Here is a 13,505-nt window from a genome sequence, read left to right on the forward strand (position 1 = left end):
GGGGGGGGGGGGGGGGGGGGGGGGGGGGGGGGGGCGGCGCGCGCCGGCACCGCCGCCGGCCGCGTTGCGGCGGGAAGGGCCCGGCGCGCGGGAAGGGTGGGGCGGGCGGGCACGCCGGCGGCGGCCTGGGCGCCGAGCCGGAACACGGCCACCGTGTCCTTGAGCTTGCCGGCCTGTTCCTCGAGCGACTGCGCGGCCGCGGCCGCTTCCTCGACCAGCGAGGCGTTCTGCTGGGTGACTTCGTCCATCTGGCTCACCGCCCGCGCGACCTGGTCGATGCCGCTGGTCTGTTCGACCGAGGCGGCCGAGATCTCGCCCATGATGTCGGACACGCGCTGGATGTCGCGGATGATCTCGGTCATGGTGGCGCCGGCCTGGTCGACCAGCGTGGTGCCGGTGGTGACGCGCGCCGAGGACTTGTCGATCAGGTCCTTGATCTCCTTGGCCGCGCTCGACGAACGCTGCGCCAGCGTGCGCACTTCGCCGGCCACCACCGCGAAGCCGCGGCCCTGCTCGCCGGCGCGCGCCGCTTCCACGGCGGCGTTGAGCGCCAGGATGTTGGTCTGGAAGGCAATGCCTTCGATGATGCTGATGATGTCGGCGATGCGCGCCGAGCTTTCGTTGATCTCGCTCATGGTCGAGACCACGTTGCGGATCACCTCGCCGCCGTGGTTGGCGGTTCCCGACGCGGTGGCGGCCAGCGAGGCGGCCTGGCGCGCGTTGTCGGCGTTCTGCTTCACGGTGCCGGTGAGTTCTTCCATGCTGGCGGCGGTCTGCTCCAGCGAGGCGGCCTGCTGCTCCGTGCGCGACGACAGGTCGACGTTGCCGGCGGCGATCTGCTTGGTGGCCGCGGCGATGGTCTCGCTGCCGGTGCGCACGGCCAGCACGGTCTGCGCCAGCCCGTCCTGCATGCGCGCGATGCCCGCCAGCAACAGGCCCATTTCGTCCTGGGAGTGCACGTGGACGGTGCGGCTCAGGTCGCCGGCGGTGATGTACTCGAAGTGCTCCAGCGCGGCCTCGAGCGGCCGCGCGATGGCGCGGCGCAGCGCCAGCCAGCTGTAGACGGCAAGCGCGAGGCCGCCGAGCAGCGCGACCACGGTGATGGTGCGGAAGCGCGAGAAGGAAGCCTCGGCATCCTCGTAGCTGGTGCGGGCGCGCTCGGTCTGCAGCTTGCTGAGCGCCTCGGCGCTGGACTGCAGCGCGGCGTAGAACGGCGTGTGCGCGACGCCGGTGGCGATGATCTTCTCATGGTCCCCCGACCTGATCGCGTCGGTGAAGGTATCGAGCGCGCCGTACAGCGCCTTGCGCTTCGCGCTCACTTCCTGGGCCAGGCGGTCTTCCTCCGCGTCGCGCGGCAGCGCCAGGTAGCGCTGCCAGGCGGCATCGGCGTTGCTGAGGAATTTCACGTTGCGCGCCAGCAGCTCGGCGGCGTGGGGCGAGGCCGGGTCCAGGGCGGCGCTGAACAGCGAGGTCCGCACGCGGCCCAGCCAGCTATCGGCCTCGGCGATGGCGATGGCGCTCGGCAACTGGTTGGCGTAGGTCGCGTGGTTGGCCTCGTTGCTGCGCGTCATGCCGAGCAGGCCGAGCGCCCCGACCACGACCAGGAGGAGGGAAAGCACGAACATCGCGATGGCGAGCCGGGCCTTGATGGTGAGCTTCGATAGCATTGCTTGATCCATGTATTGAGGAAAATCTCAATACGTATTTACGGCAGGGGCGATGCCGGCTGAAGCTGTACCGCCGCGTGCGCGCAGCGGCGGCACGCGCCCACGCGCGTCGGCGCCTGCGAAGCGGGTCCGCGCGCTATGCGTATTCCTGAGGCGGCGGCTGGCGGCGCAGGCGTTGGAACCCAGCAGAATCAAGGGATTGGGGCGCGTGCGGCGGCGCCCGCGCGGGAGCGGCGCGGGCATGCGTCGTTGCCGTTGTCCGTCAGGCCGGACAATGATTCCGCCGCCCGGGACAATAATCCGGCCCGGGCGGGTGCGTCCGGCGCCTCGCCAGGCGCGGTCGTTCGGGCCTATGCTCACGGCTTGTCAGGCACGAACAGCGAAGGAGCACAAATGACGTGGTCAGCCCAGCAGTATGTGAAATTCGAGAACGAACGCACCCGCCCGGTGCGCGACCTGCTGGCCGCCGTGCCGGGGCGCGCGCCGCGCCTTGCCGTGGACATCGGCTGCGGCCCCGGCAATTCGACCGAGGTGCTGGCGGCCAGCTTCCCGGGCGCCAGCGTCACCGGCCTCGACAGCTCGGCCGACATGATCGCCGCCGCGCGCAAGCGCCTGCCCGCGCTGCAGTTCGAAGTGGCCAGCATCGAGCACTGGCAGGCCCCCGGCCCCTACGACCTCATCCTCGCCAACGCGGTGCTGCAATGGCTGCCCGACCACGAGCGCCTGCTGCCGGCGCTGGCCGCCAAGCTGGCGCCCGGTGGCAGCCTCGCCATCCAGGTGCCGGACACGCTCGACACGCCCGCGCACCGCCTGATGCGCGACGTCGCCGCCGACGGCCCGTGGGCCGCCCGGCTCGCCGCCGCCGCGCAGGCGCGCACCACGCTGGCCCGCCCGGACTGGTATTACGCGCTGCTGCGCGCGCACTGCGGCACCGTCGACGTCTGGCAGACCACCTACTACCATGCGCTGGCGGGCGGCCCGGCGGCCATCGTGGAATGGTTCAAGGGCACCGGCCTGCGCCCGTTCCTCGATCCGCTCGACGAAGCCCAGCGCGGCGCCTATCTCGAGCGCTACACGGCGGAAGTGGCGCGCGCCTACCCGCTCCTGGCCGACGGCTCCGTGCTGCTGCCGTTCCCGCGCTTCTTCATCGTGGCGACGCGCTGAGGCGGGCCGGGCCGGCGCGGGAAAGGGTACCGAACCGGGGCGCCGGGCTGCGCTGGCGCCGGCATCGAAGTAACATTGCGGACATGGCGCCAGCCCGCACCCGGAGACCTTCCCCATGAACACGAAAACAGTCAAGATTCCCGGCCCCGATCACCCGATCACGATCGCCGCCAATCCCGGGCGCGTCGTCGTCAGGGCCGGCGGCGCGGTGGTGGCCGATACCCGCGCGGCGCTGACGCTGTGCGAGGCGTCCTACCCGGCGGTGCAGTACGTGCCGCGCGCGGACGTGGACATGGCGCGCCTGGAGCGCACCGACCATGCCACCTATTGCCCGTACAAGGGCGATTGCGCCTACTACAGTATTCCCGCGGGCGGCGCGCGCGCCGCCCGCGCGGTGTGGACCTACGAGCATCCCTACGCGGCCGTGGCGCAGATCGCCGGCTATCTCGCGTTCGACCCGGCCAGGGTCGACAGCATCGAAGTCACCGCCGGCTGAGCGCCGGCCGATCAATCTGCACAGGACCCGCTGCAAGTGCTTGAATGCATGAATGCGCGTGGCGACAGCCACGCACCGACGAACTGATGACAACATGGATGACCATTTTCGGCACGGGGCAGGTGCGCTGCCCATCTTGTTCCGGCTGCTTGCCAGGCTGCCGCTGCCACTGCTGCAGGCCACCGGGCGCCTGCTCGGCAAGCTGGCCTACGCGGCGCCGGGCCGCTACCGCGAGCGCCTGCGCGCCAACGCCGCCATCGCCGGCTATGCGGATCCCGCCTTCGCGCGCCACGCCGCCGGCGAAGCCGGCGCCATGATCATGGAACTGCCGCGGGTCTGGTTCCGCACCCAGCAGAGCGTGGGCCAGGTGGTCACCGACGACTGGCAGGTGGTGCAGGACGCCGTCGACGACGGCCGCGGCATCCTGTTCCTGACGCCGCACCTGGGCTGCTTCGAGATCACCGCGCGCTACACCGCCCAGCGCCTGCCGCTGACCGTGATGTTCCGCCCGCCGCGCAAGGACATCATGGCGCCGCTGCTGGATGCCGCGCGCGGCATGTCGGGCCTGCAGGTGGTGCCGGCCACCTCGCAGGGCGTGCGCGCCTTCGTGCGGGCGCTGCGCCAGGGCAACGCGGTCGGGCTGCTGCCGGACCAGGCGCCGAGCTTCGGCGATGGCGTGTGGGTGCCGTTCTTCGGCCGCCTGGCCTACACCATGACGCTGCCGGGCAAGCTCGCCATGCAGACCGGCGTGCCGATCATCCTGGCCGCGGGCGAGCGGCTGCCGCAAGGGCGCGGCTGGCGCATGCACTACGTGCGCCTGCCCGAACTGCCGGCCGCGGCGCCGGCGCAGGCGGCGCTGCTCAACGCCGAGATGGAACGGCTGATCCGGCGCTTTCCGCAGCAATACCTGTGGAGCTACAACCGCTACAAGGTGCCACCGGGCGCACCGCCCGCGCCGGTCGAGGCGGAGCCGGGCGTGCCGGAGGCGCTGTAGGCGCCGGGGGAGCCGGAAGTGCCACGGCAAGCGCCGCAGGCGGCACAACCGCCGCGCCGACGGAAATTTCCGCTCCCGACATGCGTTTGACGTGGGTCAATGGCCGCCGCGAGCCGTCCCGCTAAGATGGTTTCCGTCATGGAGATGCGGGGGCGCTCTTCATGACTTGTCTACCCGTTTCCAAGTACGGAAACTTAGCCCGCGCCACGCAAGTGGGGCGGGCTTTTTTCTTTGGCGGTCCATCTTGTGCGGTCTGGTCAGGTGTGGCGCGCTTGCGCGGCCTGCGCGCCGTCGCGAAACGCCGCGGCGACGGCTTCGACGATCGCCGGCCATATGCCGGGTTGCCGAAGCACGGGAATTTCCTTAGCGAGCGCGTTGCTGAGCTGGCCCTGGTTCTGCTCGATCGAGCGCAACACGCGGTCGGCCTGGTGGTCCGGCATTTCGACGATTTCCTTGAGCGCGCGGCGGGCCTGCGCGTGACTGCGCAGGTAGCGCGATTCTTCGCGCATCTGCTCGGTGAGTGTGCGTGCGATGAGGTCGGACAAGTACAACACATGGGGGCCGAGATCGGGATAGCGCCACAGGGGCCTGGCCGGGTCGGCGCCCGTGAAGGCGAAGTTCGATACGACGCCGTCCGGATACGTGGTCTGCGTGGATTCGAACGATACGTAGTCGCGCACGCCCTGCATGAGTGGTCCGGACACCTGGTCCAGCACCCTGTCGTAGTCGCGGCGGCCTGCCGCATCGTCCAGAATCGCCGCGGATACGGGCAGAATGACCGGTTCGGGAATGACGTTGTCCCGCCGCAGCACGTCGTTGATCAGGAAGCGGTGAACCCGGCCATTTCCATCGGCCAGCGGGTGTATATAGACAAAGCCGAAGGCGGCAACGGCGCTACGCATCACCGGCGACTGGCCGCGCGTGCGCGCCAGGAAGATCCGCAGTCCCTCCAGCATGGCGGGCACATCTTCCTGGACCGGGGCGACGTAATGCACGACTTCATTGAAGCGGACCGTTTCCCCCACGAACACCGGCGACTGCCGCAGGCCGAAATGCGTCAGCGTGGTCGTGTTGCCGAGAATGTCGCGCTGCAGTTCGGCTACGGCGGCGTCCGCCAGGGGCTGCTCGCCCTGAGCGGTGCGCCGCGCCATCACGTCGGCGAAGCGCTGGATGCGGGTCGTGCGATCGGCCTCTCCCTCGATGGCAAAGCTGGCCTTGCTTTCTCTCAAGGTCATCCAGGCGGCGGCACGCATGAGCAGGTCTTCGCCGAACTCGTTGGCCAGATCGTCGAACAGCCGGCGCACGTCCAGTGCCGCGGCCTGCTGGAAGGCCTCGGTCTTCACCAGCGTCGGGCAGAAGTGGCGCGTCCCGGGCAGGTTGTCGTTGATGCGCCAACGCTGGGTCTTCACGATCTGGCCAGCCGACGCGGCGACCAGCTTGGCATCGTCGAGCACGTCGACATAATTGCCGGCCAACCGCTCGGGCACCTGCAGATGGTCGCCGGTCAGCCACTCGTACAAGAAGGCCGCGCGGCGGGCATATTGCCCGGTGGGCTCGGCCATCACCCAGTCCTGGACGAAGCCGGGACCCGAGCGGGTGAACAAGCGCGCGAGGAATTCCAGTTGTGGCACTTCGTGCCGCAGGTGAAACTGCAGGTGCGCCGCGGCTTCGTCCGCCGGGCGCATGGTTTCGGGGTAGGTCTCCAGCCGGTAGCCGTCGTTGGCTTCGCTGGCGCGCCGTCCGCCGATCCGGCTGAGCACGGGCAGCCGTGCCAAGGGCATCACACTGTAGTGCGTGGCCAGCCAGGCGGCACCGGCCGGGTCATCAGGCAGGTCAGGCATGTGCAGGTTCCGGTAGGTTGACGCGCCGGCCTCGGCGCAAAAACGATCATCGGCGGGTCTTTGGGGTGTCCGCCGATTTCGGGTGAGCAAAATGGATTATAAATCCTCGGGTTTGCGCAAATTTGATTTTCTGCGGGGAGGGCATGCATGACATCGAGTGGAAATGTGGCGCCCGCGCCGTTCGCGCCGGACCGGCTCTCGGTCGGCCTGACGCTGCCGCTGCTGGGCGCGGGCCGCATCGTCGCGGATTTCGGGGAGCAGTTGAGCCTGGCCGCGCACGCGGACGCGCTCGGCTTTCGCGCGCTGTGGGTGCGCGACGTGCCGCTGAACAGCGCCGCCTATCCCGATCCGGTCGGGCATCTCGATCCCTGGGTCTTCCTCGGCGCGCTGGCCGCGCGGACCGGGCGCATCGCGCTGGTCAGCGGCGCCATCGTGCTCACGCTGCGCCACCCGCTGCATGTGGCCAAGGCGGCGGTATCGGTGGCGGCGCTGTCGCAGGGCCGCTTCATCCTCGGCCTGGGTTCCGGGGACCGGCCGGCCGAATATGCCGCCTTCGGGCAGGACACGGCGGCGCGGCGCGATCTGTATCTGCGCCACTGGCAGACCGTCGCGGCGGCGGTGGCCAGGCCCTCCCGCGTGGTGCCGGACCTCGTTGCCGAAGGCGAGGCGGGCGGCGCCGAAGCCTTCTTCCTGCTGCCGGAACTCGCGCAGCCGATTCCGCTGCTCGCGGTCGGCTCCGGCGGGCAGAGCGTCGACTGGATCGCGCGCCATGCCATCGGCTGGATGACGTACCACCGCGAGCCGGCGGTGCAGCGCGAGCGCTACCGCATGTGGCGCGCGGCGGTCGAGCGCGCCGCGCCGGGGCAGTTCCGCGCGTTCGGCGTGGCCATGCAGCTCGACCTCGCCGACGATCCCGGCGCGCCGCCCGCGGCCATCCCGCTCGGCTACCGCACCGGGCGGCGCGGGCTGGCCGCCGTGCTTGCCGGGATGCGCGACAGCGGCACGCACCACGTCACGCTCAACCTGGGTTCGTCGCCGCGCGCGCCGCGCGAGGTGATGGAGGAAATCGCGGCGGAGATCCTGCCGGCATTCCACGCCGGCTGAGGGCGAACGGGGCGGCAGGGGCGGCAAGGGCGGTCGCGAGGCGTCATGGGCGCCATCGGCGGGCACCCCGTATGACGCGCCGGGCATGTCCATATTTCCGCGAAATCTTATGCGGAAAACGTGCAAGGATCGGCGAAACCATTCGTTCCTTTCAGATAGGCCGGTCGGTAGTCTTCTTCCCTGACACAAGCCTTCCCACGAAGGAAGGCCATGAAACGCGGCGCAAAGGCGCCATTTCACGACAGATGACGGGAGCAAGACACATGATTCGCAAGCTGGCCATCGGATTCGCGGCACTGGCCGTGATCGGTTCCACCCAGGTCGCCTGGGCCAACACCACGCTGCTCAATGTTTCGTACGACCCCACGCGCGAGCTGTACGTGGATGTCAACGCCGCTTTCGCCAAGGCCTGGAAGGCCAAGGGCGGCGACGCCGTGACCATCCGCCAGTCGCACGGCGGCTCGGGCAAGCAGGCGCGCTCGGTGATCGACGGGCTGGATGCGGACGTGGTCACGCTGGCGCTGGGCTACGACATCGACGCCATCGCCGAGAAGGGCCTGCTCAAGGCCGACTGGCAAAAGCGCCTGCCGCACAACGCCTCGCCCTATACCTCGACCATCGTGTTCCTGGTGCGCAAGGGCAATCCCAAGGGCATCAAGGACTGGAACGACCTGATCAAGCCGGGCGTGCAGGTGATCACCCCCAACCCGAAGACCTCGGGCGGCGCGCGCTGGAACTATCTGGCGGCGTGGGGCTACGCGCTGCGCCAGCCGGGCGGCAATGAGCAGAAGGCCAAGGAATTCGTCGGCGCGCTGCTGAAGAACGTGCCGGTGCTCGACTCCGGCGCGCGCGGCGCGACCACCACCTTCGTCGAGCGCGGCCTCGGCGACGTGCTGATCGCGTGGGAAAACGAAGCGATCCTGGCCATCAAGGAACTGGGTCCGGACAAGTTCGACATCGTCGCGCCGTCCATCTCGATCCTGGCCGAGCCGCCGGTGGCGGTGGTCGACAAGGTGGTGGACAAGAAGGGCACGCGCAAGGTGGCCGAGGCCTACCTGCAGTTCCTGTACACCGACGAAGGCCAGGAAATCGCGGCCAAGAATTACTACCGCCCGATCTCCGAGAAGATCGCTGCCAAGTACGCGGCCAACTTCCCGAAGGTCAAGCTGTTCACCATCGACGAAGAGTTCGGCGGCTGGCAGAAGGCGCAGAAGGCGCACTTCGCCGACGGCGGCTCGTTCGACCAGATCTACCAGCCCGGCAAGAAATAAGCGGCGGCGTGAGTGCGGCGCCCACCGAACCCGCCGCGCCCGCCGCGCCCGCTGCGCCAACCAGCCAACAAGGAAAGCCCGATGTCCATCCTGACCCTGTCCGGCAGCCCCTCCGCACCGTCGCGCTCCGGACACCTGCTGACGCATCTGCGCGGCGTGCTCGAAGCCGCCGGCGAGCGTACCAGCCACCTGGCGCTGCGGGAACTGCCGCCCGCCGCGCTGCTGGCGGCCAGGGTGGACGACCCCGAGATCGCCGCCGCCACCCGCGCGGTGGCCGAGGCCCAGGTGGTGATCCTGGCCACGCCGGTCTACAAGGCGGCCTACAGCGGCCTGCTCAAGACCTTCCTCGACCTGCTGCCCCAGACCGGCCTGCGCGACAAGGTGGTGCTGCCGATCGCCACCGGCGGCAGCCTGGCCCACACGCTGGCCATCGACTACGCCTTGCGCCCGGTGCTGTCCGCGCTCGGCGCGCGCCACATCCTGCCCGGCATCTTCGCCGTGGACCAGCAGATCGCCTATTCCGAGACGCAAGGCCTGAGCCTTGATCCCGCGCTGGATGCGCGCCTGGCCGAAGGCGTGCTGCGCCTGCGCGAGGCGCTGGCCCATGCCCGCATCGCGGTGCCGCTGGACCTGCTGCCCGGCACGGCCGCCGGCGCGGATACGTCCACCGCGCCCGCCGCATTCTCGCGCGCGGCCGCGCGCCCGGCCGCGGCCGGGCGATGTTCCGCCTGAGTTGACGCGGGCGGCGCCTGCCGCCCGCCCGCGTGCCTCGCGCCTTGATTGCCATGCCGCCTGCGGGCCGGCAGGCGGGCATGCGCGCGCCGCATCGCCTTGCTTCGCTTCGCACAGGATCATCTTCGTACAGGACCATTCCACATGACTTCGCCCATCTCCACGCCCGCCGGCCACCACAGCGCGCCCGCCGCCGGCGCCAGCCTCAAGCGCCGCCTGCTGCTGGCCGCGCTGGTGGCCGCCACCGGCCTGGCCTATGCGCTGCTGCCCGGCCGCGCGCAGGCGCAGGACACCAGCAACAAGGTGCTGCGCATCGGCTACCAGAAGTACGGCACGCTGACGCTGCTCAAGGCGCGCGGCACGCTGGAAAAGCGCCTCGCGCCGCTGGGCATCGCGGTCAGGTGGACGGAGTTCCCGGCCGGCCCGCAACTGCTCGAAGGCCTGAACGTGGGCGCCATCGATTTCGGCACCGTGGGCGAAGCCCCGCCGATCTTCGCGCAGGCCGCCGGCGCGCAACTGGCCTACATCGGCAACGAGCCGCCCGCGCCGGCGGCCGAGGCCATCGTGGTGCCCAAGGGTTCGGCGCTCAAGTCGGTGGCGGACCTGCGCGGCAAGCGCGTGGCGCTGAACAAGGGCTCGAACGTGCATTACCTGCTGGTGCGCCTGCTGGAAAAGGCCGGCGTGCCCTACAGCGAGATCCAGCCGGTCTACCTGGCCCCGGCCGACGCGCGCGCGGCCTTCGAGCGCGGCGCGGTGGACGCCTGGGCGATCTGGGACCCGTTCCTGGCCGCCGCCGAGAAGCAGCTCGACGCGCGCGTGCTGGCCGACGGCCGCGGCGCCGACGGCAAGAACGTGGTCAGCAACCACCAGTTCTACCTGGCCTCGCGCCCTTACGCGCAGGCCCGGCCCGACGTGGTCAACCTGATCCTGGACGAGCTCGCCACGCTGGGCACCTGGGCCGAGAAGAACCCCAAGGAAGCCGTGACCGTGCTGGTCCCGCAACTGGGCCTCGACCCGGCCGTGGTGACGCTGGCGGTGTCGCGCTTTTCCTACGGCGCCAAGGCCGTGACGCCGGCCGTGCTGGGCGAGCAGCAGCGCATCGCCGACGTGTTCTACACGCTCAAGCTGATTCCCAAGCCGGTCAAGGTGGCCGACGCCGCCTGGCAGGCGCAGCGCTGAGCGGCGCGCCGGCCGCGCGCGATTCCACGAGGCTGTCGCCCAGAACGGCCCTGATCCCATAGCCCCCGACAAGCTCAACAGGTGAAGACATGCAGGTTTTCTGGTTCATCCCCACGCACGGCGACAGCCGCTATCTCGGCACCTCGGATGGGGCGCGCGAAGTCAATTTCGATTACCTGAAGCAGATCGCCACCGCCGCCGACAACCTCGGCTACGAAGGCGTGCTGATTCCCACCGGCCGCTCCTGCGAAGATCCGTGGGTGGCCGCCTCGATGCTGGCCGCGGTCACGCGCCGGCTGCGCTTCCTGGTGGCGGTGCGCCCGGGTCTGATGGCGCCCACGCTGGCCGCGCGCATGGCGGCCACGTTCGACCGCCTGTCCGGCGGGCGGCTGCTGGTCAACCTCGTGACCGGCGGCGACGTGTCGGAGCTCGAAGGCGATGGCCTGTTCCTCGACCATGCCGAGCGCTATGAAGCCTCGGCCGAGTTCATCCGCGTGTGGCGCGACGTGCTGGCCGCCAGCCACGAAGGCACCGCGGTCGACTTCGAAGGCAAGCATCTCAAGGTCAAGGGCGCCAAGGTCCTGTACCCGCCGCTGCAGCGGCCGCATCCGCCGGTGTATTTCGGCGGCTCGTCGGAAGCCGCGCACGAGCTGGCCGCCGAGCAGGTCGAAACCTACCTGACCTGGGGCGAGCCGCCGCAGGACGTGGCGAAGAAGCTGGCCGACGTGCGCGCGCGCGCCGCGCGCCACGGGCGTACCGTGCGCTTCGGCATCCGCCTGCACGTGATCGTGCGCGAGACCGACGCCGAGGCCTGGGCCGCGGCCGACCAGCTGATCAGCCACCTCGACGACGAGACCGTGGCGCGCGCGCAGGCGGTGTTCGCCAAGATGGATTCCGAGGGCCAGCGCCGCATGGCCGCGCTGCACGCCGGCGGCGGCAAGCGCTCGCGCGCGGAGCTGGAGATCAGCCCCAACCTGTGGGCCGGCGTCGGCCTGGTGCGCGGCGGCGCCGGCACCGCGCTGGTGGGCGACGCGCGGACCGTGGCCGCGCGCATGCAGGAATACGCCGAGCTGGGCATCGACACCTTCGTGCTGTCCGGCTACCCGCACCTCGAGGAAGCCTACCGCTTCGCCGAGCTGGTGTTCCCGCTGCTGCCGCGCTCGGTGCAGGACAAGCTGCCGGGCAAGGTGCTGTCCGGCCCGTTCGGCGAAGTGATGGCGACCGGCATCGTGCCGCGCGCGTCGCAGAGCTGAGGAGACACGCCATGAGCGCCCCCTCGACACTCCCGCCGCGCCGCATCGCGTGGCTGCATCAGGCCGCGGCCGCCGCCGCGCCGTGGGCGGTCCCGGTGCTGCTGGTGCTGGGCTGGCAGCTGGCCGCGCAGGCCGGCTGGCTGTCCAGCCGCATCCTGCCGGCGCCGCTCGACGTGGTGAAAGCCGCGTGGGGCCTGGCCGTGACCGGCGAACTGTGGCGCCACGTATGGGTCAGCAGCTGGCGCGCGGCGGCCGGCTTCGCCATCGGCGGCGGCTTCGGGCTCGTGCTGGGGCTGCTGACCGGCACCTTCCGCCCGGCCGCGACGCTGCTCGACAGCACGCTGCAGATGATCCGCAACATTCCCACGCTGGCGCTGATCCCGCTGGTGATCCTGTGGTTCGGCATCGACGAGACCGCCAAGCTGTTCCTGGTCTCGCTGGGCGTGTTCTTCCCGATCTACCTCAACACCTACCACGGCATCCGCGCGGTGGACCCGGGCCTGATCGAGATGGCGCGCAGCTACGGCCTGTCCGGCTGGCGGCTGTACCGCGAGGTGATCCTGCCGGGCGCCTTGCCCAGCATCCTGGTGGGCGTGCGTTTCTCGCTTGGCCTGATGTGGGTGATCCTGATCGTGGCGGAAACCATCTCGGCGCAATCGGGCATCGGCTACATGACCATGAACGCGCGCGAATTCCTGCAGACCGACGTGGTGCTGGTGGGCATCCTGCTCTACGCGCTGCTGGGCAAGCTGGCCGACCTGCTGTCGCGCGGGCTGGAGCGGTTCTGGCTGCGCTGGCATCCCGGCTACCAGGCGCATTGAGCGCGCGCCAAGGAGAACACGACATGCAGAGCAATCCGATCGAACACGCGGCACTGGCCGAGGTTCCCGCCAGCGAGGCCGTCCCCGGCCTGGCGCTGCGCGTGCAGCAGGTGGTCAAGCAGTACGGCGGGCGCGAGGTGCTGCACGGCATCGACCTGCAGGCCGCGCCCGGCGAGTTCCTCGCCATCGTGGGCCGCAGCGGCTGCGGCAAGAGCACCTTGCTGCGGCTGGTGGCGGGCCTGGAAGACAGCGACGGCGGCACCGTGGCGCTCGACGACGCGCCGGGCCGCGCGCAGCGCGAGGCAGTGCGGGTGATGTTCCAGGACGCGCGCCTGCTGCCCTGGAAGAAGGTGCTGGACAACGTGGCGCTGGGTTTGCCGCGTGCGCGCCGCGCCGACGCGGCCCGCGTGCTGGCGCAGGTCGGCCTGGCCGAGCGCGCCGACGAATGGCCGGCGCGCCTGTCGGGTGGCCAGCGCCAGCGCGTGGCGCTGGCGCGCGCGCTGGTCCACCATCCGCGCCTGCTGCTGCTCGACGAGCCGCTGGGCGCGCTCGACGCGCTCACGCGCATCGAGATGCAGGGCCTGATCGAAGGACTGTGGCAGCGCCTGGGCTTCACCGCGCTGCTGGTCACGCACGATGTCTCGGAAGCGGTGGCGCTGGCCGACCGCGTGGTGCTGATCGAGGACGGGCGCATCGCGCTGGACCAGCGCGTGGCGCTGCCGCGGCCGCGCCAGCGCGGCTCGGCGGCTTTCGCGCAGCTCGAGGACGCGGTGCTGCGCCGGGTCATGCAGCGCGCCGGCGAGGAGCCGGCGCCGCGTGAGGACGGCCAGGCCGACTGGCTGGCCGGGCGGACCGTGGATTCGGTGCGCTGGGCGATCTAGCGCCCGGCGGGAGGCAGGGCAGGGACAACAGAGACAGCAGGGACAACAGCGGCAGCAGCGGCAGCAGGAACGGCAGAAGCGGCAGAAGCGGCAGGCGGCACA

12 protein-coding genes are annotated in these 13,505 nt (G+C 70.6%); 10 read left to right on the forward strand and 2 right to left on the reverse strand.

Annotated elements, in window-relative coordinates; translation table 11 throughout:
- Positions 1-1,667 (reverse strand): methyl-accepting chemotaxis protein (locus tag AC3WXD_RS30190; protein ID WP_492325310.1); only part of this gene is annotated, 1,667 nt, incomplete at its 3' end.
- Positions 1,668-2,060: 393 nt separating this feature from the next.
- On the opposite strand from AC3WXD_RS30190, the gene tam reads away from it, so the two are divergent.
- The 3 genes from tam (at position 2,061) to AC3WXD_RS30205 (ending at position 4,321) form a co-directional block, all read left to right on the forward strand.
- On the forward strand, positions 2,061-2,831 hold the full coding sequence (gene tam / locus AC3WXD_RS30195; RefSeq protein ID WP_020202683.1) for a trans-aconitate 2-methyltransferase: 771 nt from the start codon (positions 2,061-2,063) through the stop codon (positions 2,829-2,831).
- Between the two features lie 115 nt (positions 2,832-2,946).
- Positions 2,947-3,327: a DUF427 domain-containing protein gene (locus AC3WXD_RS30200; RefSeq protein WP_020202684.1), complete on the forward strand. Its 381-nt coding sequence runs from the start codon at positions 2,947-2,949 to the stop codon at positions 3,325-3,327.
- Between the two features lie 94 nt (positions 3,328-3,421).
- Positions 3,422-4,321, forward strand: a complete 900-nt coding sequence (locus tag AC3WXD_RS30205) for a lysophospholipid acyltransferase family protein (RefSeq protein WP_492325311.1) — start codon at positions 3,422-3,424, stop codon at positions 4,319-4,321.
- 257 nt (positions 4,322-4,578) lie between these two features.
- On the opposite strand, the gene AC3WXD_RS30210 is transcribed toward AC3WXD_RS30205, so the two are convergent.
- Positions 4,579-6,162 carry a Fic family protein gene (locus AC3WXD_RS30210; protein WP_492325312.1) on the reverse strand — a complete coding sequence of 528 codons (1,584 nt, stop codon included), beginning with the start codon at positions 6,160-6,162 and terminating at the stop codon, positions 4,579-4,581.
- A 147-nt stretch (positions 6,163-6,309) separates the two neighbouring features.
- Here AC3WXD_RS30210 and AC3WXD_RS30215 point away from each other — a divergent pair, with 147 nt between their 5' ends.
- From AC3WXD_RS30215 to AC3WXD_RS30245, 7 genes are all read left to right on the forward strand, one after another.
- On the forward strand, positions 6,310-7,266 hold the full coding sequence (locus tag AC3WXD_RS30215) for a TIGR03571 family LLM class oxidoreductase (RefSeq protein ID WP_492325313.1): 957 nt from the start codon (positions 6,310-6,312) through the stop codon (positions 7,264-7,266).
- Between the two features lie 263 nt (positions 7,267-7,529).
- Positions 7,530-8,537, forward strand: coding sequence for a sulfate ABC transporter substrate-binding protein (locus AC3WXD_RS30220; RefSeq protein ID WP_020202688.1), 1,008 nt, complete (start codon positions 7,530-7,532; stop codon positions 8,535-8,537).
- Between the two features lie 81 nt (positions 8,538-8,618).
- Entirely contained in the window at positions 8,619-9,269 is a 651-nt protein-coding gene (gene ssuE / locus AC3WXD_RS30225) for an NADPH-dependent FMN reductase (RefSeq protein ID WP_020202689.1), read from the forward strand.
- A 144-nt stretch (positions 9,270-9,413) separates the two neighbouring features.
- Positions 9,414-10,448 carry a sulfonate ABC transporter substrate-binding protein gene (locus AC3WXD_RS30230; RefSeq protein WP_454731710.1) on the forward strand — a complete coding sequence of 345 codons (1,035 nt, stop codon included), beginning with the start codon at positions 9,414-9,416 and terminating at the stop codon, positions 10,446-10,448.
- Positions 10,449-10,537: 89 nt separating this feature from the next.
- Positions 10,538-11,701 (forward strand): FMNH2-dependent alkanesulfonate monooxygenase, encoded by a 1,164-nt coding sequence (ssuD, locus tag AC3WXD_RS30235; RefSeq protein WP_492325314.1) that lies wholly within the window; start codon positions 10,538-10,540, stop codon positions 11,699-11,701.
- A gap of 11 nt (positions 11,702-11,712) precedes the next feature.
- The gene (gene ssuC, locus AC3WXD_RS30240) at positions 11,713-12,522 is read left to right on the forward strand and encodes an aliphatic sulfonate ABC transporter permease SsuC (RefSeq protein ID WP_020202692.1); all 810 of its coding nucleotides are present in this window, start codon (positions 11,713-11,715) and stop codon (positions 12,520-12,522) included.
- A gap of 23 nt (positions 12,523-12,545) precedes the next feature.
- Complete coding sequence (locus AC3WXD_RS30245) at positions 12,546-13,403, forward strand: ATP-binding cassette domain-containing protein (protein WP_020202693.1); 858 nt, start codon at positions 12,546-12,548, stop codon at positions 13,401-13,403.
- Positions 13,404-13,505 lie beyond the last annotated feature (102 nt).

The organism is Cupriavidus sp. FW216-B1, from assembly GCF_058789195.1.

Coding starts and splice junctions, on each gene's coding strand:
- AC3WXD_RS30205 (WP_492325311.1), top strand. CDS start 3,422: ATGGATGACCATTTTCGGCACGGGGCAGGTGCGCTGCCCATCTTGTTC.
- ssuE (WP_020202689.1), top strand. CDS start 8,619: ATGTCCATCCTGACCCTGTCCGGCAGCCCCTCCGCACCGTCGCGCTCC.
- AC3WXD_RS30230 (WP_454731710.1), top strand. CDS start 9,414: ATGACTTCGCCCATCTCCACGCCCGCCGGCCACCACAGCGCGCCCGCC.
- AC3WXD_RS30245 (WP_020202693.1), top strand. CDS start 12,546: ATGCAGAGCAATCCGATCGAACACGCGGCACTGGCCGAGGTTCCCGCC.
- AC3WXD_RS30210 (WP_492325312.1), bottom strand. CDS start 6,162: ATGCCTGACCTGCCTGATGACCCGGCCGGTGCCGCCTGGCTGGCCACG.
- AC3WXD_RS30220 (WP_020202688.1), top strand. CDS start 7,530: ATGATTCGCAAGCTGGCCATCGGATTCGCGGCACTGGCCGTGATCGGT.
- AC3WXD_RS30215 (WP_492325313.1), top strand. CDS start 6,310: ATGACATCGAGTGGAAATGTGGCGCCCGCGCCGTTCGCGCCGGACCGG.
- ssuD (WP_492325314.1), top strand. CDS start 10,538: ATGCAGGTTTTCTGGTTCATCCCCACGCACGGCGACAGCCGCTATCTC.
- AC3WXD_RS30200 (WP_020202684.1), top strand. CDS start 2,947: ATGAACACGAAAACAGTCAAGATTCCCGGCCCCGATCACCCGATCACG.
- ssuC (WP_020202692.1), top strand. CDS start 11,713: ATGAGCGCCCCCTCGACACTCCCGCCGCGCCGCATCGCGTGGCTGCAT.
- tam (WP_020202683.1), top strand. CDS start 2,061: ATGACGTGGTCAGCCCAGCAGTATGTGAAATTCGAGAACGAACGCACC.